Here is a 21,613-nt window from a genome sequence, read left to right on the forward strand (position 1 = left end):
TACCTTATGAGCAAGCGCAAAGTCGTAGTAGGCATGTCGGGCGGCGTCGATTCGTCGGTCACCGCGTGGCTGCTGAAGGAACAGGGCTACGACGTGGTCGGCCTGTTCATGAAGAACTGGGAAGACGACGACGACAGCGAATACTGCTCGACGCGCCAGGACTGGATCGACGTGGTGTCGGTGGCGGACCTGATCGGCATCGACGTCGAGGCGGTCAACTTCGCGGCCGAGTACAAGGACCGCGTGTTCGCCGAATTCCTGCGCGAATATTCGGCCGGCCGCACGCCGAACCCGGACGTGCTGTGCAACGCCGAGATCAAGTTCAAGGCCTTCCTCGATCACGCGATGTCGCTCGGCGCGGAAACGATCGCGACCGGCCACTACGCGCGCGTGCGCGAGAACGATGGCCGCTTCGAGCTGCTGAAAGCGCTCGACCATACCAAGGACCAGTCGTACTTCCTGCATCGGCTGAACCAGGCGCAGCTGTCGAAAACACTGTTCCCGCTCGGCGAAATTCCCAAGACGAAGGTCCGCGAGATCGCCGCGCAGATCGGCCTGCCGAACGCGAAGAAGAAGGATTCGACCGGCATCTGCTTCATCGGCGAGCGGCCTTTCCGCGACTTCCTGAACCGCTATCTGCCGACCAGGCCGGGCCCGATGAAGACCACCGACGGCAAGATCGTCGGCGAGCACATCGGCCTCGCGTTCTACACGTTCGGCCAGCGCAAGGGCATCGGTCTCGGCGGCAGCAAGGACGGCAGCGGCGAGCCCTGGTTCGCCGCCGGCAAGGAGATTCCGACGAATACGCTGTACGTCGCGCAGGGACACGACCATCCGTGGCTGCTGTGCCATACGCTGTCGGCGGGCAACACGAGCTGGGTCGCGGGCGAGCCGCCGGCCGACGGCTTCGCGTGCGGCGCGAAGACGCGCTACCGGCAGGCCGACGCGGCGTGCACGTTCAACGCCCCGGCGGGAGGCGGTTCGGGCGAAGGCCTCTTCGAACTGACCTTCGACGCCGCGCAATGGGCCGTCACGCCGGGCCAATCGGCGGTGCTGTATGACGGCGACGTGTGCCTCGGTGGCGGCATCATTGAACGCGCGATGACCGGGCAACCGGCCGAGCTGCCGCAGGATCAGGCGCCGAAGCAAACCCGCGCGCAGCGTCGCAAGCAGGCGCACAAGCCAAAGCAGCCGCAAGGCCAGCCGCGGGACGAGCCGCAAACCCCGCGGCAAAAAGCGGCTCTGCTCGGCGCGCGTTGAGCGATGCATAACGGCGGGCGCGGCGGGTCGTACCATTCCGGCAGGTTCGCGCCGTTCACCATGTTTGCCCCGCCTGGCGCGCATTCACACACACTTCACCTTCGCGTGCGACGCTTGGCTTCCATTCGCAGGCCTTATCTTCGGGCTTCGCCGGTCCGCGTCGCACCGTGACCCGCAACCGCCAGCTTTCCTTCGCGACCGATACCGCCCGCGCTCCCGTGCGGACGATGCCGCCGCAATGATCTTCACTGCACTGGAGTCCCCATGTTTTCTCAACGCTATCTGGCCATGTGGTGCGCAATCGCCCTCACCGCGGTATGTGCCGCTCTCGCCGCGACGCATCACCTGTCATGGTTCTGGATCCTCGTGCCGGCCGCGCTCGTCGCGCTCGGCGTGTTCGACCTGAGCCAACAGCGCCATGCAATCCTGCGCAATTACCCGCTGTGGGGCCACCTGCGTTTCATTTTCGAATCCATCCGCCCGGAGATCCGTCAGTATTTCGTCGAAGACGATACCGACGAGAAGCCGTTCTCGCGCGCGCAACGCAGCATCGTCTATCAGCGCTCGAAGAACGATGTCGACAGCCGCCCATACGGCACGCGGATCGACGTGAAGGCGGTCGCGCACGAATGGATCAGCCACTCGCTCGCGCCGACCACGCTCGACGGTCACGACTTTCGCATCGTCGTCGGCCCCGATCGCGGGCAGCCGTATTCGATGTCGATCTTCAACGTGTCGGCGATGAGCTTCGGCTCGCTATCGGCCAATGCGATCATGGCGCTGAACCTCGGCGCGAAGAAAGGCAACTTCGCGCACGACACCGGCGAAGGTTCGATGTCGAAATATCATCGCGAACATGGCGGCGACATCATCTGGGAAATCGCGTCCGGCTATTTTGGATGCCGTAACGACGACGGCACCTTCAACGCGGAGAAGTTCGCGAAGCAGGCCGCCGAACCGCAGGTGAAGATGATCGAGGTGAAGCTGTCGCAAGGCGCGAAGCCCGGTCACGGCGGCGTGCTGCCGGGCGCGAAGATCACGCCCGAAATCGCCGAGACGCGCGGCGTGCCGATGGGCCGCGACTGCATCTCGCCGGCGACGCACTCCGAGTTCTCGACGCCGCGCGAGCTGCTCGAATTCGTCGAGCGGCTGCGCACGCTGTCGGGCGGCAAGCCGACCGGCTTCAAGCTGTGCATCGGGCATCCGTGGGAATTCTTCGGTATCGCGAAGGCGATGCTGGAAACGGGCATTCTGCCGGACTTCATCGTCGTGGACGGCGCGGAAGGCGGCACCGGCGCGGCACCGCTCGAATTCACCGATCACGTCGGCGTGCCGTTGCAGGAGGGGCTGCTGCTCGTGCACAACACGCTGGTCGGCATCGGTCTGCGGCAACGCATCCGCATCGGCGCGAGCGGCAAGATGATCACCGCGTTCGATATCGCGAAGACGCTCGCGATCGGCGCGGACTGGGTCAACGCGGCGCGCGGCTTCATGTTCGCGGTCGGCTGCATCCAGGCGCAGACCTGCCATACCGGCCGCTGCCCGACCGGCGTCGCGACCCAGGACCCGGTGCGCCAGCGCGCGCTGGTAGTGCCGGACAAGGCCGATCGCGTGTTCAACTTCCACCACAACACGCTGCACGCGTTGCAGGAAATCATCCAGGCCGCCGGGCTCCGGCATCCGGCTGAGTTGCGCGCGCATCACATCGTGCGGCGCGTGTCCTCGCATGAGGTGCGGCTGATGTCGGATCTGCTCAAATATCTCGAACCGAACGACCTGCTCAACGGCAACTATCGCTATACCCTGTTCGAGACGTACTGGCCGATCGCGCAAAGCGATTCGTTCTCGCCGAAGGCGGAGCTGGCGGCGAGCTGAACGTGCGCGCGGCCCTTGCCGCGTCGCCTGTCGCCCAAAAACCGCATCGCGGCCCGTCCGACCCCGCAAAACGGGCCGCCCCCCTTCCTTTCCGTTAAAATCTCCGGTTTAGCACTTCGCTCCACGACCCCCTCGCGCGCTTAGGCGCGCGCGGCATGGCCCCATGCCCGAAAGGCACTTCATGCTCACGTTTCAGCAAATCATCCTGACCTTGCAGTCCTACTGGGACAAGCAGGGCTGCGCGTTGCTCCAGCCGATCGACATGGAAGTCGGCGCGGGCACGTCCCACGTCCATACGTTCCTGCGCGCGATCGGCCCCGAGCCGTGGCGCGCCGCCTACGTGCAGCCGTCGCGCCGCCCGAAAGATGGCCGCTACGGCGAGAACCCGAACCGTCTGCAGCACTACTACCAGTATCAGGTGGTGCTCAAGCCCGCGCCGGAAAACATTCTCGACCTGTACCTCGGCTCGCTCGAAGCGCTCGGCTTCGACCTGAAGCAGAACGACGTGCGTTTCGTCGAGGACGACTGGGAAAACCCGACGCTCGGCGCATGGGGGCTGGGCTGGGAAGTGTGGCTGAACGGCATGGAAGTGACGCAGTTCACGTACTTCCAGCAGGTCGGCGGTCTCGACTGCAAGCCGGTGCTCGGCGAAATCACCTACGGACTCGAGCGCCTCGCGATGTATCTGCAGAAGGTCGAGAACGTCTACGACCTCGTCTGGACCGAGTGGGAAGAACAAGGCCCGAACGGCCCCGAACTGCGCCGCCTGACCTACGGCGACGTGTATCACCAGAACGAGGTCGAGCAGTCCACCTACAACTTCGAGCACGCGAACGTCGATCTGCTGTTCACTTTCTTCAACAGCTACGAAGCGGAAGCGAAGCGCATGATCGATGCACAGATCGCGCTGCCCGCCTATGAGCTCGTGCTGAAGGCCGGCCACACGTTCAACCTGCTCGACGCGCGCGGCGCGATTTCGGTCACGGAACGCGCGGCGTACATCGGCCGGATTCGCGCGCTGTCGCGTCTGGTCGCGCAGGCCTACTACGACTCGCGCGAAAAGCTCGGCTTCCCGATGCTCGGCAATCCGGTGCACGGCGTGCCCGGCCTCACCACCGACGAGCAGGAAGCCGCGATGCCCGCGTGGGCGCCGCCGCTGAAAGTCGAACGCAAGATCGACCAGGACTGACGAGAACTTCAACCAATGACTCAATCTCAACACGCTACCCTGCTCGTCGAGCTGCTGACCGAAGAACTGCCGCCGAAGGCGCTCGCCCGTCTCGGCGACGCCTTCGCCGAAGGTATTGCGCAGCGCCTCGCGGCGCGCGACCTGATCGACGGCGAGCCGTCGTTCGAACGCTTTGCCACGCCGCGTCGTCTCGCGGTGACGATTCACAACGTGCGCGCGCTCGCGCCGGAAAAACACGTGCGCGAAAAAGTGCTGCCGGTTTCCGTCGCGCTCGATAAAGACGGCCAGCCCACCGCGCCGCTCGCGAAGAAACTCGCCGCGCTCGGCTTCCCCGACTTCACGGTGAACGATCTCGAACGCGCCCAGGACGGTAAAGCCGAAGCGTTCTTCCTGCGCTACGCGGCGCCGGGCGCGACGCTCGCCGACGGCCTGCAAGGCGCGCTCGACGAAACGCTCGCGAAGCTGCCGATCGCAAAGCCGATGACGTATCAGCGCCCGGACGGTTCGAGCGTGCAGTTCGTGCGCCCGGTGCATCGACTGACCACGCTGCACGGCGAAGAGGTCGTGCCGGTCAGCGTGCTCGGCATCGACGCCGACGACACCACGCTCGGCCACCGCTTCCTGTCCGAAGGCTTCGTGCAGATCCAGCACGCGCAGTCGTATGCCGAAACGCTCGAACACAGAGGCCGCGTGATCGCGAGCTTCGCGAAGCGCAAGGAAGCGATCCGCTCGCAACTGCTCGCGCAAGCCGGTGACGACAAGGTCGTGATGCCCGAAGCGCTGCTCGACGAAGTGACGTCGCTGGTCGAATGGCCGGTCGTCTATGAGTGCCGCTTCGAGGACGAATTCCTGCAAGTGCCGCAGGAATGCCTGATCCTGACGATGCAGACGAACCAGAAGTACTTCGCGCTGACCGATGCGAACGGCAAGCTGCGCTCGCGCTTCCTGATCGTGTCGAACATCGAGACGGCGACGCCGGTCGAGATCGTCGAAGGCAATGAGCGCGTGGTGCGTCCGCGTCTCGCCGATGCGAAGTTCTTCTTCACGCAAGACAAGAAGAAGCCGCTCGCGGATCGCGTGCCACTGTTCGCGAACGTCGTTTATCACAACAAGCTCGGCTCGGCGCTGCAACGCGTGGAGCGGCTCGAAGGGCTGGCCGGCGCGATCGCCGCACTGACCGGCGCCAACGTCGCGCTCGCGACGCGCGCCGCGCGCCTCGCGAAAGCCGACCTGATCACCGACATGGTCGGCGAATTCCCCGAGCTGCAAGGCACGATGGGCACGTACTACGCGCGCCACGACGGCGAGCCGGAAGAAGTCGCGCTCGCATGCTCGGAACACTACCAGCCGCGCTTCTCGGGCGACGCCTTGCCCACCACCGCGACCGGCACCGTCGTCGCGCTCGCCGACAAGCTCGAAACGCTGGTCGGCATCTGGGGCATCGGCCTGCAGCCCACCGGCGAGAAAGACCCGTTCGCGCTGCGCCGTCATGCGCTCGGCGTGCTGCGCATTCTGGTCGAGAAACAGTTGAACGTCGACTTCGTCGAGCTGCTGCGCATCGCTTATGCGCAATTCGCCGGCGTGCCGAACGTCGCCGATTCGACCGACGCGATCTACGAGTTCAGCATGGACCGCCTGCGCGGCCTGCTGCGCGAACGCGGCTACGCGGCCGGCGAAATCGACGCGGTGCTCGCGCTGAACCCGACGCGGCTCGACGACCTCGTCGCGCGCCTCGACGCGGTGCGCGAATTCGCGTCACTGGCCGAAGCGGCGTCGCTCGCGGCGGCCAACAAGCGTATCTCGAACATCCTGAAGAAGTCGGAAGGCGTGACGAACGGCAGCGTGCAGCCCAGCTTGCTCACCGAGGCAGCGGAGAAGGCGCTCAACGCGCAGCTCGAACAGGTCACGCCGCGCGTGCAATCGCAACTGGCCGTGCGCGACTACACCGGCGCGCTGACGGCGCTGGCCGCGCTGCGCGAACCGGTGGACACGTTCTTCAACGACGTGATGGTCAACGCCGAAGACCCCGCGTTGCGCGCGAACCGTCTGGCTCTGCTCGGCGCGCTGCATCAGCAGATGAACTGCGTCGCCGATATTTCCCGACTCGCCGCCTGAGCACCGCGCCATGCCGATCAAGAAAGTGGTGATCCTCGACCGCGACGGTGTGATCAACGTCGACTCCGACGCGTTCATCAAGTCGCCGGACGAATGGGTCGCGCTGCCCGGCTCGCTGGAAGCGATCGCACGCCTGAACCACGCCGGCTATCGCGTCGCAGTCGCGACGAACCAGTCGGGCATCGGCCGCGGTCTGTTCGACATGGATGCGTTGAACGCGATGCATCTGAAGATGCACCGGATGGCGGCAGCGGTCGGCGCGCGCATCGAAGCGGTGTTCTTCTGCCCGCACACGGAGGAAGATCACTGCGAATGCCGCAAGCCGAAGCCCGGCATGCTGAAGATGATCACCGAGCGATTCGAGGTCGATCCGGCGCATACGCCGACGGTCGGCGATTCTCTGCGCGATCTGCAGGCGGGCGCTGCACTCGGTCACCCGGTGCATCTGGTGCTGACCGGCAAGGGCCGCAAGACCCTCGCCGCGGGCGGCTTGCCCGAAGGCACGATCGTGCACGACGACCTGCGCGCGTTCGCGCTCGACTTTCTCGCCGACGCTCAGGAATAAACGCGCGCACCGCGCTCCCACCCCCCACCGACCACGCCGATGCGCTTTATCCGTTCCCTGCTGCTGCTGATTTATTTCGTTGTGTTCACGGTGCCGTACGCGACCGCGTGCTTCATCGCGTTTCCGTTCCTGCGCGCGGAAAACCGCTACTGGATGGCGGCCGGCTGGTGTCGTCTGACGCTGTGGACGGTGCGCTACCTGAACGGCATCCGCTACCGCATCGAAGGTTTCGAGAACCTGCCCAACGGCCCGGCCGTGCTGCTGTCGAAGCATCAGTCGGCGTGGGAAACGCTCGCGTTTCCGGCGATCATGCCGCGCCCGCTGTGCTACGTGTTCAAGCGCGAGCTCTTGTATGTGCCGTTCTTCGGCTGGGCGCTCGGCATGCTGAAGATGGTTCACATCAACCGCAAGGAAGGCAAATACGCGTTCGTATCGGTCACGAACCAGGGCAAGGCCCGCATGGCCGAAGGCGCATGGGTCATCATGTTTCCGGAAGGCACGCGCACGCCGACCGGCAAGCAGGGCAAGTACAAGACCGGCGGCGCGCGCTTCGCGATCGCGAGCGGTGCCCCCGTCGTGCCGATCGCGCACAACGCGGGCCGCGTGTGGCCGCGCAACTCGTTTCTTAAATATCCGGGTATAGTCACGGTGTCGATTGGCAAGCCGATCGACACGACGGGGCTCACGCCCGACGAAGTGAACACGCGCGTCGAGCAGTGGATCGAAGCCGAGATGCGCCGCATCGATCCGACTGCCTACAGCGCGGCGGCTAACGATTCCGCCGCCGCGCCCATCTGACGCGCCACGCCCTCGAACTCCGAAGGCGTATTGCGCGAAGCGAAGCCGATGCAGAAGTCTCCTACGCCGCAGCCCGCCGCGGCGCTCGAAAACCGGCAGCTCGATCTCCCGCTCTTCGCCGAGCCGGGGTCGACGTCGTCGTCTCCTTCACCTTCCGCGCCGGGTTCATTGGGCTCAGCACCGGCCCGGCCGCCCGTCGCGCCGCTCGCGCCGGACGGCAGCAAGCTGCGCAGTCTCGCCATCGGTTCACGCACGCTGCATTACGCGCTCAAGCGTTCCGCGCGCCGCTCGATCGGCTTTGCGATCGACAGCACCGGCCTCACGATCACCGCGCCGCGCTGGGTCACGCTCGCCGATATCGAAACCGCGATCACCGAAAAACAGCGTTGGATTTTTACGAAGCTGATCGAATGGCAAACGCGCGTCGAGCAGCGTGCATTGCCGAAGATCGACTGGCAAGACGGCGCCGAAGTGCCCTACCTCGGTCAGCCGGTGCGCGTGACGCTCGGCGCGCCGCAAGGCATGCTCGCGTTCAGCGCCGAGCACGGCGCGCTGCAATTGCCGCTGCCGTTGCAAGCCGACCCGCAGCAGATCAAGGATCGCGTGCAGGGCTGGCTGCAAGGAGAAGCGAAGCGGCTGTTCGGCGAGCGTCTGGCGATCTACGCGCAGAAGCTGGGCGTCAACTATCGCGCGTATGCCTTGTCTTCGGCGGCGACGCGCTGGGGCAGTTGTTCGAGCGACGGCAAAATCCGCCTGAACTGGCGGCTCATCCACTTTCCGCTGTCGATCATCGACTACGTCGTCGCGCACGAACTGTCGCATCTGCGCGAGATGAATCACAGTCCACGCTTCTGGCAGACGGTCGAATCGATTTTTCCGGAATTTCGCGAGGCGCGGCAGACACTGAAGTCGCATCCGCCTGAGCTGTTGCCGACGCTTTGAGGCCGGGCGCTATCTATGCGAGAGCGCTTTCGCGGACTGCAACAGATCGTCGAGCATCACGCCGCGCCTGTCCGGGCTCGTGTCGCGGCCGGTCATGAAACACAGCGCCGCAATCGGCAGTCCCGCACGGTCGCGAATCGGCGCTGCCATACAAAGCCTGAACGCATTCGAGAGTCCTTCGGTGCAGCAGTAGCCTCGTTCTTTTGCGGCCTGCACGTCGTTCAGGAATTCGTCGAACTCGATATTCACCCCGTTGTCGAGAATGAAATCTTCGGCCGGAATGAGCGCGCGAATCTCGCCGGCATTCAGGTGACCTAGCAGCAGACGTCCCGTGGCGGTCCACGGAATCGGCACTCTCACGCCGATGTCCGAACTGATGTTGAATGGCCGGGCACTGTTCTCGGATAACACGACCGTGTACTTGTTGCCTTCCAGCATGCACAGCTGCGTGGTCTCGTCGTACTTCCGTACCAATGCCAGAATGGATTGATGCGCGCGGCTAATCAGATCGTTGTGCGTTGCATAGTCGGACCCGTAGTAGTGCATCTCGCGCCCGAAGAACACGCTCCCATCCGCGGCCGTCTCGAGCCAGCCCACTTCCGCGAGAATCGCGACCAGCTCATAAATGCTCGAACGCGGCGCGCCGGTCGCCTCGATTAATTCGCGCATGGTCAGCGGGCGTTGGGCGACGTGCAATTGCCGGAACATCGCGATGACGCGATCCACGCCTCTCGCCCGAGACGATTCGGTTACAGCCATGCGTTCACTCCGTAAAGCGTTCATCCGACCGGTTGTCTTTCAAGCGACGTGAGTTTATCGCGCGGCAGACCCGCGAAAGCGACTTTCAGGCCACGACAGATCAATGGTCGAGGACTCTGTGCAGAAACTGCCGCGTGCGTTCGTTCGCGGGATTGACGAAGATCTGTTCCGGATCGCCCTGCTCGGCGATGACGCCCTTGTCCATGAAGACCACGCGGTCGGCGGTCTTGCGGGCAAAGCCCATTTCATGCGTGACGACGACCATCGTCATGCCGTCGCGCGCGAGTCCACGCATCACCTCGGTGACCTCGCCGACCAGCTCCGGATCCAGCGCGGACGTCGCCTCGTCGAAGAACATGATGCCGGGCTCGACCGCGAGCGCTCGCGCAATCGCCACGCGTTGCTGCTGACCGCCCGACAACTGGCTTGGATAGTGTGCCGCGCGGTCCGCGAGCCCGACACGGTCGAGTGTGTCCATGGCGCGCTTGCGCGCGTCGTCCGGACTCATGCGGCGTGCCTTGATAAGCGCGAGCGTGACATTGCCGAGCGCGGTCTTGTGGGGAAACAGATTGAACTGCTGGAAGACCATGCCGACATGGCCACGAATCTCTCGCGCTCGGCGCGGATCATGCATGGGCACATCGTTGACCCACACCTCGCCGGAATCGGTGGTCTCCAATCCCGCCATGATTCGCAAGACCGTGCTCTTACCCGAGCCGGACGCGCCAATGAGCACCAGCACTTCGCCCGAGCGAACCTCGAGATTGATTTCGTTCAACACCCGAGTCGAACCGAATGCTTTGCTGACGCCCGTCAGTGAAATGATGGGTCTGGTTTGGCTTTGGTTACTCACGACAATCTCCTGCGGTCATGGTGGCGCACCCATTGCGAGAGCGGGAAGCACACGGCGAAGTAAATGAGGGCGACGAGTCCGTAGATTTCCACGGGCTTTCCGACCCGGTCGACGATGGCCTGGCCACCATGCATCAACTCGGACATTCCGATCATGCTGACGATCGACGTGTCCTTGATGAGCGACAGATACTGACCGACGAGAGGCGGCAACACGATCTTTCCCGTCTGAGGCAGCACGACGAACGAGAACGACTGAGCCCGCGTGAGGCCGAGGATCTGAGATACCTCCCATTGACCTTTGGGTACCGCCTCGATCCCCGAGCGGAAGATTTCGGCGATGTAAGCGCCCTGATAGACGCTCAAGCCGATGACGCCGGCTGCGAAGACGTCGATCGCGTAACCGAAGTACGACACGCCGAAATAGATGAACATCAGCGTGATGAGTACCGGCGTGCCGCGAAACAGCTCCGTATAGAGTCTGGCAAGGCGGGCTGTGCCCCACGGTCCGAACGACCGCAAGACCGCGGCGAACAGGCCGATCAGCGTGCTGCCCACGATTGACGCAATGGAAAGCAACAGCGTCGTCACCAGACCCTGCAGCAGGATGGAGAAACTGGTTTTCAGCAATTCGACTGACATGATCCAACTCCAATCCGGGAATCAGGCCCGTTTCGTCCGGCGCATAAAGCCGGTCCCGAAACCGGTGCGCGCCGGCATGACGAGGGGAGGATGAAAGATCCGCGCTCCGAGCTGGCCCGCAAGCCAGGACAGTACGTTACTGAGCACGAGATACGCGACGAGCGTCACGCTGAACGTCTGAAGATAGAGAAGCGTCCGCGAGTTGATCACGGTCGCAGTGCCGGTCAACTCCGGCAACGCGATGGCGGACAGCAGCGACGTACCGAGCAGCAACTGGATCAGGTAGTTGACGATGGCCGGATAGACCGCGCGCGTCGCCTGCGGTAGCACGACCTCGACGAATATCTGCGCGCGTTCGAGACCGAGAATGCCGGCGGCCTCGAGTTGGCCGCGCGGCACCGACTGTATGCCGGCGCGGAACACTTCCGATAGATAAGCACCGACGTTGACGCCGAGCGCAATGACGCCCGCCCAGTATGCGTCGAGCGAAATACCCGCCGACGGCAGACCGAAGAAAACGATGAAAATCTGCAGGAGAACAGGCGTGTTGCGGATGATTTCAACGTAGCCGCGAGCAATCAACCGAAATGGCGCGAGCGCAGAAACGCTGGCAAGCGCGGTCAACAAGCCGAGGACTAGCGCCAGTACGAATGCCAGCACGGTCACTTGCAACGTCAGCCAGCTCGCGCTCAAAAACTCGGGCACGTAGCCCCACAGAGTGAGCCACTCGTAACTCATCTCACCCTCCGCATCGTTCGGGTTTCAATCGATATCGGCATCTCCCGCTCCTCAAAACTGCGGATTGAGCGGATAGCGCGGATCGGTGCCGAACCACTTGTTGTAGAGCTGCGCGTTGAGCTTCGACGCATTGACGTTGAAGAGGAACAGATTCAGGTAGTTGAGCCATTCCTGATCGCCGGCCTTGACACCGAACGCGTTGTATTCGAGCGGGACCAGCGCTTCGTTCGTGACGGCAAGTTCAGGATCGAGCTTGGCCTGATACGCGAGAAAGTTGTTGTCCTCGATCATCGCGTCGGCCTGCCCCTGCTTGACAGCAAGAATCGCGGCCTGCGAGCTGTCGTATTCCTGGATCTTGATCGGGATATTCAGCGAGCGCACTTCGTCGCCATTGGTCGAGCCCTTGACCGTCGCAATCGTGCGACCGCCCATGTCCTTGATCGACTGAACGCCACTATTTTTTCTGACCAGCAGTGCTTCGCTGGCAACCACGTAGGGGGTCGTGAATTCGATTACCTTCGCGCGCTCCAGATTACGCGTGAAGTTGCAGAACACGACATCCACTTTGCTGGTCTGCAGATTCGGAATCCGGTTCGCGCTCGTCGTATTCACGACCTCGAGCTTCACGCCCATCTGCTTCGCGAGTTCCTTCGCGAGGTCCACGTCATAGCCATCTGGTTGGCCGTCCTTGTTATAGAACCCGAACGGCGCGAACGTCAGGCAGTCGCCGACGCGCAGCGTGCCTCGCTGCAGCACGGCCTGAAGCGTCGAGGGGGATGCCGCTGCGCTCTGCCCTGGCGTGGCAACCTTGGTGCAGCCGGTGATGGCGAGCAATCCAGCAACAGCGAACAGAAAGGCGGCTTGGGCGCCTCGTTTGGCAAGCTTCATGGCAGGGTCCTAAGCGGAGAAGAGTGGTCCGGAGCGGACGAATCGGCTTCAGCGCCTGTCTGCACGCTCAACGAATCGCCGGGTCACGCATCGATTGTCCGATATATCAGACTGCTATCTGACAAACCGGATTGATGCTGAGTGTTGGGCACTAATATCAAACCGGCAACCGCACACAAACCCTTATTGCCCATACTTTTTTGTTCAAATAGATCCGGTCGAATTCCACGATGCGCATCGAGTCCGCAGTGCGCCGGGCAGGCGGCGCGGCTGCGGGCTCAAGCTATACGGCAATCATTTACAATTGCCGCAGGTCGACGCATTTATCCACAAACTATCAAAGGAGTCCTCATGCGAATCTTGCATACGATGCTTCGAGTCGGTGATCTGGACGCATCGATCCGGTTCTACACCGAAGTTCTAGGAATGCGCCTGCTTCGAAAGAACGACTACCCGGACGGGAAGTTCACCCTCGCATTCGTCGGTTACGAGGACGAATCCGAAGGCGCGGCGATCGAACTGACGTACAACTGGGACACGAGCAAGTACGACCTCGGAACCGGCTACGGTCACATCGCCCTCGAAGTCGACGACGCCTATGCGGCATGCGAAGAAGTGAAGAAACGCGGCGGTGTCGTTACACGCGAAGCTGGGCCCATGAAACACGGCACGACTGTCATCGCCTTCGTCGCCGATCCGGACGGGTACAAGATCGAGCTGATACAGAAGAAGGGGCGAGTCGACTGACGTCCGGTGGCGGGCACGAGTCGCGCTGTCAGCCAGAACGATGAAAACACAGCCCGGCTTCACGTTGCACCCGGCGAATTGACGCCGGGCGAATTCGCCCGGCAATCTTGCTTCGTGCCGACACCATCAAAAACGCCGACGACTGACGCTCGGCGTTTTCGCCGCGCACCGGACCGACCGGCTCGCCGTGCACTCTCCACCTCTTCACCACACCGCCATGAGCACGACCACCGCCCTGCCCGCGCGCCGCGCCCCGGATAGCTTCGCGATCCTGTTGATGATCGGCCTGTGCGCAATCTGGGGGCTGCAGCAAGTCGCGATCAAGACCACCAATGCAGCGGTGCCGCCGGTCTTTCAGGCAGGACTGCGCTCGACGATCGCGGCGCTGCTCGTGTGGGCATGGGCACGCTCGCGCGGCACGCCGCTCTTTCGCGATGACGGCACGCTCGGCGCGGGCCTGCTCGCGGGCGTGCTGTTCGCGGCCGAGTTCGTCTGCATCTTTCTCGGCCTGACGCTGACGAGCGCGTCGCGCATGGCGGTCTTTCTGTACACGGCGCCGTGTTTCACGGCACTCGGCCTGCACTGGTTCGTCGATGGCGAACGCATGCGGCGCATCCAGTGGCTCGGCATTGTCGTCGCGTTCGCGGGGATGGCGCTCGCGTTCGCGGACGGCTTCCTGCACCCGGACGCGGGCACGGCTGCAAGCGCGGCCCACGGCTCGACGCTCGCGGGCGCGGCCGGCGATGCGCTCGGCGTGCTCGGCGGCATCGCGTGGGCCGCGACCACGGTGATCGTGCGCGGCTCGCGGCTCGCGCGGACGAGCGCGAGCAAGACGCTGTTCTATCAGCTGACTGTGTCGGCGGTGGTGCTGCTCGCGCTGGCGCTGGGGCTCGGCGAGGTGCGCGTGGAAAGCGTGACGCCGCTCGCGCTCGCGAGCCTCGCGTATCAAGCCGTGATCGTCGCGTTCGTCAGCTATCTGTTGTGGTTCTGGCTGTTGACGCGTTACATCGCGTCGAGGCTGTCGGTGTTTTCGTTTCTGACGCCGCTGTTCGGCGTCACTTTCGGCGTGCTGCTGCTCGGCGAGTCGTTCAGCGCGCGCTTTCTGATCGCCGCGCTGCTGGTGCTGACCGGCATCGCGCTCGTCAACGCGCCGGCGAAACGGTAAGCGGTCTATTCCGGCGCAGCGGCCGAGCGCGCCGCCACCGCCTGCGCCACACTCACGTATTCGGCGACCGGCACGTCCTCCGCGCGGCGTTGCAGATCGAAGCCGAGCGCGTCGAAATCGACGGTGTCGCGCAGCGCGGCAAGCGTGTTGCGCAACATCTTGCGACGCTGCGAGAACGCCGCCGTCACCACCCCGCCGAGCACGCGTTCGTCGACCACCGGCAGTTCGTGCCGCTCGTACGGAATCATCCGCACGATCGCCGAATCGACCTTCGGCGGCGGCTGGAACGACTCGGGCGGCACATCGAGCTGCTTGTCGATCACGTAGCGGTACTGCAGCATCACCGACAGGCGACTGAACGCCTTCGTGCCCGGCTCCGCCACCATCCGCTCGACCACCTCGTTCTGCAGCATGAAGTGCTGGTCGATCACGCGCTCCGCGAACGTCGCCAGATGAAACAGCAGCGGGCTCGAAATGTTGTACGGCAGATTGCCGACGATGCGCAGCGACGCCTTGTCGCCCGGTGCCGCGAGCGAGCCGAAGTCGAATTCGAGCGCGTCGCCCGCGTGCAGTTCGAGCAGGTTGCCGAACTTCGTCTTCAGACGGCCGATCAGATCGCGGTCGAGTTCGACCGCGTGCAGCGGCGTGTCGGGCGTCGCGAGCCGCTCGATCAGCGGCTCGGTCAGCGCGCCGAGGCCCGGCCCGATCTCGACCATGCGCTCGCCGCGCTGCGGCCGGATCACGTCGACGATCGAATCGATCACGCCCATGTCGACCAGGAAGTTCTGACCGAAACGCTTGCGCGCGAGATGGCCCTGGTGCCGGCCTTGCTGTCTGCTGGTGGACATCGGAGAAACGCTAGAAAGAAAACTGCTTGAGAATGAAAGACGTCACGGTGGAAACACGACGCCACGCGGCGCGTCACGAGCACCGCGACCGCCCACGCTACCCGCGCCTCAGCCCGCGCGACGATGCTGCGCCATCGACACCGCCGTGTCGATCGCGGCCATCAGGCTACCCGCGTCGGCGCGGCCGGTGCCGGCCAGATCGAGCGCGGTGCCGTGATCGACCGACGTGCGGATGATCGGCAGGCCGAGCGTCACGTTGATCCCTTCGCCGAACGTCGCGAATTTCAGCACCGGCAGGCCCTGGTCGTGGAACATCGCGAGCACGCAGTCGGCTTCGTCGAGATAACGCGGCTGAAACAGCGTGTCGGCCGGATACGGACCGCGCGCGTCGACGCCCTCGCCGTTCACCTGCCGCAACGCCGGCGTGATCACGTCGATTTCCTCGCGGCCCAGATAGCCGTTTTCGCCAGCGTGCGGATTGAGCCCCGTCACGAGGATGCGCGGCGCGGGCAAGCCGAAGTGGTGACGCAGGTCGTGATCGATGATGCGCAGCGTCGCGACGAGGCTTTCGATCGTCAAAGCCGCCGACACGTCCTTCAACGGCAGATGCGTGGTCGCAAGCGCGACGCGCAGCGGCCGCTTGCCGGTGCCCGCAAGCATCATCACGACGCGCGGCGTATGGGTGCGCTCGGCCAGATATTCGGTGTGGCCGGTAAACGGCACACCGGCGTCGTTGATCGTGCTTTTTTGCAGCGGCGCGGTGACGATCGCGTCGAACCTGCCGGCCACCGCGCCGTCGATCGCCGCATCGAGCAGATCGAGCACATAGCGGCCGTTCGCGGCGTCGAGCTCGCCTGCCTGCGCTGGTGCGCCAAGCGAGTGATGTTCGAGCCGCACGCGCGGGCCTGGCGCGAGCAGCGCCGCCCAATCGACGCCGACCGCGCGCGCGCGCTCAGCGAGCAGTTGCGCATCACCGAGCACGGTGAACTGCGCCTGAGGCCAGTGCGCCGCCGCGCCGGCCAGCGCCTGCGCGGTCAGCTCGGGACCGACGCCGGCGGGCTCGCCGGTCGTGATCGCGATCTGCAGCGGGCGGTGGGTGGGCTGGGCAGCGCTCGTCATCGCATTGGCTCTGTTATTGCACGTTCGCCGTGGCCGGCTTCACTTCGACGTACGCGGTATCGCGCAGCTCGCGCAACCAGTCGGCATACGCCTGTTCCGCCTTGCGCTGGCCGATGGCCTGACGCGCGAGATCCATCTGCTGCGCAATCGAGCCTTGCGCATCGCGGCGGCCGAGCACCTGAATCAGGTGGTAGCCGTATTCGCTGCGCACCGGTTCGCTGATCTGACCGTCCTGCAGCGAGTTCATTGCGCGCTCGAACTCGGGCACCGTCTCGCCCGGGCTGACCCAGCCGAGGTCACCGCCTTGCGACGCCGAGCCGTCCTGCGAGTAGGTGCGCGCGAACTTCGCGAAGTCGCCGCCGGCGGCGATCTGGTTGCGGATGTCGAGCAGCTTCTGGCGTGCCTGCGGTTCGGACAGACCGTCGCCGACGCGCAGCAGAATATGGCGCACGTGCGTCTGCACGAGCTTCGGCGCGTCCGCGCTGGTGCCCTGGCCGGCACGGCGCTCGACCAGACGCACGATCTCGAAGCCGTCGTTGGTGCGGATCAGATCCGGATTGATCTCACCCGGACGCAGTGCCGACGCGGCCTTCACGAACTCGGGCGGCAGCTTCGACGGCGCGAGGAAGCCGAGATCGCCGCCGTTCTTCGACGCGTCCGGCGCCTGCGAATTGGCTTTCGCGAGCTTTTCGAAATTCGCGCCGCCCTTCGCTTCGGCGAGCAAACCCCCGGCCTTCTTCTGCGCCGCCTCGATGTCGGTCTCGGACGCGTTCAGCGGCGCCTTCACGAAAATGTGCTGGACGTGCAGGTCGTTCGTCTGGCCGGCGCCCGGGCCGCGCTGGCTGGCGATATAGTTCGCGACCTCGGCGTCCGTCACCGTGATCTTGCTGTCCACTTCCTTCTCGCGCAGACGCGACAGCGTCAGCTCCGTGCGCGCGTCGCTCGTGAAAGTGGTCCAGGGCACGCCTTGCGCCTCGATGCGCGCGCGGTACATGGCGAGCGACATGTTGTTCGCCTGCGCGAGACGCTCGAGCGTGCGCTGCACGGCCGCGTCGTCGATGGTGATGCCGTCTTCCTTGGCCTTCTGCAGCTGGATGCGCTCGAGCACCATCTGCGTGAGCACCTGCTGGCGCAACTGGTCCGTCGGCGGCACCGGGGCGTTCTGCTGGTTCAGCCGGTGCGCGATCAGACCGACCCGCTCGTCGAGCTCGCGCTGCGTGATGACACCGTTGTTGACCACTGCGGCGATGGTGTCCACCGTCTGGCCGCTATTGCCGGCCAATGCCTGCGCCTGTACCGACGCGACTGGAACGAAGGACGCTGCGGCGACGAGACCCGCCGCGAGTATTGCCAAGCGAAGCTGTTTCATGATTGCCACAGATACTCCAATGATGTCGGGCGCTTCGCCCGTCTTTTCGCAAGCCGTGAATGACCGGGCGACCGTCATTCGTAGTTGGTGAACCGCGACTCCGGCGGTGGCGGTGGCGGCAACGGCATGTAGCCGGCCACACTGCTGCGGAACGCGGTCATCAGCCCGTTGTCGACGCTCGACAAGCCCTTGAACGTCAACTGCGCCAGAAACCGTGTGCTCGACTGATTCTGTCCCGACGAGTTCAGGCCGTTCGCGTAGCGCTGGATGCCGGCGCCGAGCGTCCAGCAGTCCGCGTCGTATTGCAGGCCGACCAGGCCGTCGACGACACGGTGGCCACCCAGATCGTAGTTGAACCGGCCGACACCGTACATCCGGTGCGTCAGCGGCCATTGGCCCGAAATCAGCACCTGATTGATCGGCTGGTTGTCGAGCGTGGTGTTGGCGCGCGTGTAGCGGTACGCGACGTTGACGACCTTGCCGCTCGCCGGACTGAACCCGAAGCCGACACTCGTCTTCGTGAGCTGGTTATTGTCCGCATTATATTGGAACGCCGTTTCCGAAGCGAAACCGGCGCCCAGCTTGATCGACGCTCCCGCGATCAGGTCCGAGTGCGTGGCCTGGGTACTGGTCTGGGTCGGCGTCAGCGTAACGCGCTGATCCCGGAAGTAATACTGCTGCGCGATCACGAAGCGCGCGCGCTCGTCGCCGGTGGACGGGTTGATGAAGCGCGTGGTGAGACCGGCGGTCAGGCGGTTCGCGTCGGCGATCCGGTCGTTACCGACGAACGTATTCGGCGTGAAGATTTCCGCGAGACCGAAGTCGGATTCGGCGGTATCGAACAGCGGCGCGTTGTTCTGATTGCGGTACGGCGTGTACACGTAGTACAGGCGCGGCTCCAGCGTCTGGATATAGTCCGCGCCGAAAATGCGCACCGAGCGCTCGAACGTCAGTCCCGTGTCGAACGTGAAGGTCGGAATCGACTCGGTGAAATTCTTCTGCGCTCCCGGCACGTTCGCCAGATCGGTGCCGATGTTGTTCAGGTTGTACGACGCAAAGTGCCACTGCACCTTCGGCGTGACGAAGTAGCCCGGCCCCACCACCGAATACGACAGGTACGGGTTGAACAGCACCCGCTGGCCTTCGCTCAGATCCGCGGTGGTGATGCGGAAGTTCGTGTAGTCGGCTTCGGCGCCGAAATCGAAGCCGCCGATGTTGTACTTCGCGTACTTGACGTTCAACTGCGGCTGGCGGCCGTACGGCGCGACCGACGGCTCCAGCGTCTGCCAGTGCTGCTCGCGCGCGAGCACGGACCACGGTCCGTTGTTGTAGGTCAACCCGGCTTCCTGCTGATACAGGAGCTGGGTGCCGTTCATGAACTGGTTGACCGACGACGACAGGTCTTCCGGATAGGTGTTGTCCGAAACCTTGTTGTAATAGATGTAGCCGCCGAAGCCGTTACCGAAATTCTGGTTGTGCTGGATGTACAGCGCGTAGCGGTTGGTCTTCGTCAGGCGATCGTCGGGCAGAAATTCACCGGTGATCGACCCGGAATACGTCGGCGACAGATAGCGGAACGTGCTCTGCAACTGCACACCGCGCTTCGAGATCAGACGCGGCGTGACCGTCAGATCGCGATTCGGCGCGATGTTGAAGTAATACGGCACCGACAGCTCGAAACCGTTCGTCGAGCTCAGCGAGAACGTGGGCGGCAACAGGCCGCTGCGCCGATCGCCCGACAGCGGGAACGACAGCCACGGCGACGCGAACACCGGCACGCCCTGGAAGAACAGCACGCTGTTGTAGGCGACGCCTTCGTCGGCGCCGGTGTCGAAATCGAACTCGCTGCCCTTGATGTACCAGGCCGGATTGTCCGTGCACGCGCACGCCGTGTAGGTGCCCTTCGTGAACACGGAGCGCTCCGCGTCGAGCAGGTCGACGCGCTGCGCGCTGCCCGAGCCGCCCGTCAGCGTGAAGTGGTATTTCGGCGCGGTCATGAAGCCTTCGGTCGAATCGACGCGCAGATGCGCTTCGGGTCCGATGAAGGTATTGCCGGTATTGATCACGTGGACATTGCCGTACGCATCGGCCATGTCCGTGTCCTGATCGTAGTGCAGGGCGTCGGCCTTGATCACGGACGTGTTGTGCCGCACTTCCGCCGAGCCCTTGGCGGCCAGATCCTGGTCGATCGTGCCGCTCGCGTGGTCGCCGAGCACGAAGGTGGCCGGCCGCTGGCCCGTTTGCAACGGATGATCCTCGAGCTGCGGCGCAAGCTGCATGCCCCACGGCGGGTAGACCGCCTGCGGTTGCGCAGCTTCCCCCACCAGCTGGGCGTGCGCAAGCGCGGGCATCAGGCCCGGAACGGCGATCAGCGCCGCGACGAGCCGCCTTTTGCGCGGCACTACTGCACAGGAAGGAGTGGTATCGGAAAGCTGTCTGGGCGGCATGTATCGTTTGGCGAGTCGACCCGTGCGCAAGCTTCCGTCGTCACGATCCACCGCCTGCACACCGCGACCGTTAGAGTCGGCTGCACGTCTGGATTCCCAATTTGCCGAGTGATAAGGCGGGCGGTGAAACGGAGCACGCGAAAGCTGGCGTGTGAGTCGCGTCAAAAAAGTCGTGGGGTATTATATGGCAAGACGTTGCCCCCAAGAATTTGCCGCCGCTTTTCATGACGCTGCCTTCCACCCAAGATTTCACCGACACCCGTCTCTCCCTGCTCAAGGCCTGGCTGCGAAGCCACGCGGCGCGCCATGCGCTCGAGCCCGACACCCTCGTTCCGGCCTCGTCCGACGCCAGTTTCCGCCGTTATTTCCGGCTCGCCGGTAAGGCGGCGCAAGGCAACGGCGCGGCCACGCTGATCGCCGTCGACGCGCCGCCGCCCGAAAAATGCCGCGAATTCGTACAGATCGCGCAATTGCTCGCCGCCGCCGGCGTGCACGTGCCGCGCGTGCTCGAGGTCGACTTCGACGCGGGCTTCATGCTCGTCACCGATCTCGGCACCGCGTCGTATCTGGGCGCGCTGACCGACGCGCAGGCCGCGGGCGACACGCGCGCGGCTCGCGCGCTGATGCGCGACGCGCTCGACGCGCTGATCCGCTGGCAGCTCAGCTCGCGCGAAGACGTGCTGCCGCCGTTCGACGAAGCGTTCCTGCACCGCGAGATGGAGCTGATGCCCGAGTGGTTCATCGGCCGGCACCTTGGCCGCGAGGTCGATGCCGCCACGCGCGCGCTGCTCGATCGAACGTTCGCGCTGCTGATCGCGAGCGCGCGCGCGCAGCCGCAAAGCTTCATGCTGCGCGATTTCATGCCGCGCAATCTGATGATCGCCGAGCCGAACCCAGGCGTGCTCGACTTCCAGGACGCGGTGTACGGGCCGATCACGTACGACGTCGTGTCGCTGCTGCGCGACGCGTTCCTCAGTTGGGACGAGGAGTTCGAGCTCGACTGCTTCGCGTACTACTGGGAGCGCGCCAAAAAAGCCGGCCTGCCGGTCGATGCCGATTTCGGCGAGTTCTACCGCCAGCTCGAATGGATGGGGCTGCAGCGGCACATCAAGGTGCTCGGCCTGTTCTGCCGCATCAACTACCGCGACGGCAAGGCGCATTACATGAACGACCTGCCGCGCTTCATCGGCTATGCACGCAAGGTGGCGGAGCGTTACACGCCGCTGCGCGGGTTCGCGAAACTGCTCGACGACCTCGACGGCCGCGCGCAGGAAATCGGCTACACCTTCTGACCG

The 21,613-nt window shown here is 64.3% G+C and carries 19 protein-coding genes; 10 read left to right on the top strand and 9 right to left on the bottom strand.

Going from position 1 to position 21,613, the window contains the following annotated elements; genetic code table 11:
* Window positions 1-6 precede the first annotated feature (6 nt).
* From mnmA to F6X37_RS09940, 7 genes are all read left to right on the top strand, one after another.
* On the top strand, window positions 7-1,260 hold the full coding sequence (gene mnmA, locus F6X37_RS09910) for a tRNA 2-thiouridine(34) synthase MnmA (protein WP_187611141.1): 1,254 nt from the start codon (window positions 7-9) through the stop codon (window positions 1,258-1,260).
* 264 nt (window positions 1,261-1,524) lie between these two features.
* Window positions 1,525-3,135, top strand: a complete 1,611-nt coding sequence (locus F6X37_RS09915; protein WP_187611142.1) for an FMN-binding glutamate synthase family protein — start codon at window positions 1,525-1,527, stop codon at window positions 3,133-3,135.
* Window positions 3,136-3,316: 181 nt separating this feature from the next.
* The gene (gene glyQ / locus F6X37_RS09920) at window positions 3,317-4,324 is read left to right on the top strand and encodes a glycine--tRNA ligase subunit alpha (protein ID WP_008921090.1); all 1,008 of its coding nucleotides are present in this window, start codon (window positions 3,317-3,319) and stop codon (window positions 4,322-4,324) included.
* A gap of 15 nt (window positions 4,325-4,339) precedes the next feature.
* Window positions 4,340-6,439, top strand: a complete 2,100-nt coding sequence (gene glyS / locus F6X37_RS09925; RefSeq protein WP_187611143.1) for a glycine--tRNA ligase subunit beta — start codon at window positions 4,340-4,342, stop codon at window positions 6,437-6,439.
* A 10-nt stretch (window positions 6,440-6,449) separates the two neighbouring features.
* Entirely contained in the window at window positions 6,450-7,004 is a 555-nt protein-coding gene (gene gmhB, locus F6X37_RS09930; RefSeq protein WP_187611144.1) for a D-glycero-beta-D-manno-heptose 1,7-bisphosphate 7-phosphatase, read from the top strand.
* Between the two features lie 39 nt (window positions 7,005-7,043).
* The gene (locus F6X37_RS09935) at window positions 7,044-7,802 is read left to right on the top strand and encodes a lysophospholipid acyltransferase family protein (RefSeq protein WP_090803045.1); all 759 of its coding nucleotides are present in this window, start codon (window positions 7,044-7,046) and stop codon (window positions 7,800-7,802) included.
* 48 nt (window positions 7,803-7,850) lie between these two features.
* The gene (locus tag F6X37_RS09940) at window positions 7,851-8,744 is read left to right on the top strand and encodes a M48 family metallopeptidase (RefSeq protein ID WP_090805591.1); all 894 of its coding nucleotides are present in this window, start codon (window positions 7,851-7,853) and stop codon (window positions 8,742-8,744) included.
* Window positions 8,745-8,753: 9 nt separating this feature from the next.
* Here F6X37_RS09940 and F6X37_RS09945 read toward each other — a convergent pair whose 3' ends face one another.
* The 5 genes from F6X37_RS09945 to F6X37_RS09965 all read right to left on the bottom strand — a co-directional run bounded on the left by F6X37_RS09945 (window position 8,754) and on the right by F6X37_RS09965 (window position 12,623).
* Window positions 8,754-9,503: an IclR family transcriptional regulator gene (locus tag F6X37_RS09945; protein ID WP_187611145.1), complete on the bottom strand. Its 750-nt coding sequence runs from the start codon at window positions 9,501-9,503 to the stop codon at window positions 8,754-8,756.
* Between the two features lie 100 nt (window positions 9,504-9,603).
* The gene (locus F6X37_RS09950; RefSeq protein WP_311548379.1) at window positions 9,604-10,356 is read right to left on the bottom strand and encodes an amino acid ABC transporter ATP-binding protein; all 753 of its coding nucleotides are present in this window, start codon (window positions 10,354-10,356) and stop codon (window positions 9,604-9,606) included.
* Window positions 10,353-10,997, bottom strand: coding sequence for an amino acid ABC transporter permease (locus F6X37_RS09955; RefSeq protein WP_090803040.1), 645 nt, complete (start codon window positions 10,995-10,997; stop codon window positions 10,353-10,355). The genes F6X37_RS09950 and F6X37_RS09955 overlap by 4 nt, the downstream gene beginning before the upstream one ends.
* Before the next feature lie 21 nt (window positions 10,998-11,018).
* A complete protein-coding gene (locus tag F6X37_RS09960) occupies window positions 11,019-11,735 on the bottom strand; it encodes an amino acid ABC transporter permease (protein ID WP_090803038.1) in 717 nt (238 codons plus the stop codon).
* A gap of 51 nt (window positions 11,736-11,786) precedes the next feature.
* Window positions 11,787-12,623 carry a transporter substrate-binding domain-containing protein gene (locus tag F6X37_RS09965; RefSeq protein WP_184034601.1) on the bottom strand — a complete coding sequence of 279 codons (837 nt, stop codon included), beginning with the start codon at window positions 12,621-12,623 and terminating at the stop codon, window positions 11,787-11,789.
* A gap of 351 nt (window positions 12,624-12,974) precedes the next feature.
* Here F6X37_RS09965 and gloA point away from each other — a divergent pair, with 351 nt between their 5' ends.
* Both gloA and F6X37_RS09975 read left to right on the top strand, forming a co-directional pair.
* Window positions 12,975-13,370, top strand: coding sequence for a lactoylglutathione lyase (gene gloA / locus F6X37_RS09970; RefSeq protein ID WP_018419422.1), 396 nt, complete (start codon window positions 12,975-12,977; stop codon window positions 13,368-13,370).
* A gap of 217 nt (window positions 13,371-13,587) precedes the next feature.
* Window positions 13,588-14,535 carry a DMT family transporter gene (locus F6X37_RS09975; RefSeq protein WP_187611146.1) on the top strand — a complete coding sequence of 316 codons (948 nt, stop codon included), beginning with the start codon at window positions 13,588-13,590 and terminating at the stop codon, window positions 14,533-14,535.
* Between the two features lie 5 nt (window positions 14,536-14,540).
* Here the strand turns inward: F6X37_RS09975 and rsmA are convergent, their stop codons facing one another.
* The 4 genes from rsmA to F6X37_RS09995 all read right to left on the bottom strand — a co-directional run bounded on the left by rsmA (window position 14,541) and on the right by F6X37_RS09995 (window position 20,318).
* Window positions 14,541-15,383: a 16S rRNA (adenine(1518)-N(6)/adenine(1519)-N(6))-dimethyltransferase RsmA gene (gene rsmA / locus F6X37_RS09980; RefSeq protein WP_187611147.1), complete on the bottom strand. Its 843-nt coding sequence runs from the start codon at window positions 15,381-15,383 to the stop codon at window positions 14,541-14,543.
* Window positions 15,384-15,491: 108 nt separating this feature from the next.
* Window positions 15,492-16,502, bottom strand: coding sequence for a 4-hydroxythreonine-4-phosphate dehydrogenase PdxA (pdxA, locus tag F6X37_RS09985; protein ID WP_187611148.1), 1,011 nt, complete (start codon window positions 16,500-16,502; stop codon window positions 15,492-15,494).
* A gap of 13 nt (window positions 16,503-16,515) precedes the next feature.
* Window positions 16,516-17,880: a peptidylprolyl isomerase gene (locus tag F6X37_RS09990; protein WP_187611149.1), complete on the bottom strand. Its 1,365-nt coding sequence runs from the start codon at window positions 17,878-17,880 to the stop codon at window positions 16,516-16,518.
* 65 nt (window positions 17,881-17,945) lie between these two features.
* Window positions 17,946-20,318, bottom strand: coding sequence for an LPS-assembly protein LptD (locus F6X37_RS09995; protein ID WP_090805589.1), 2,373 nt, complete (start codon window positions 20,316-20,318; stop codon window positions 17,946-17,948).
* A gap of 224 nt (window positions 20,319-20,542) precedes the next feature.
* Between F6X37_RS09995 and F6X37_RS10000 the strand changes: the two genes are divergently transcribed.
* Window positions 20,543-21,610 carry an aminoglycoside phosphotransferase family protein gene (locus tag F6X37_RS10000; RefSeq protein ID WP_187611150.1) on the top strand — a complete coding sequence of 356 codons (1,068 nt, stop codon included), beginning with the start codon at window positions 20,543-20,545 and terminating at the stop codon, window positions 21,608-21,610.
* The last annotated feature ends 3 nt before the right edge of the window (window positions 21,611-21,613 follow it).

This window comes from Paraburkholderia sp. 31.1 (assembly GCF_014397645.1).
Lineage (GTDB): Bacteria > Pseudomonadota > Gammaproteobacteria > Burkholderiales > Burkholderiaceae > Paraburkholderia > Paraburkholderia tuberum.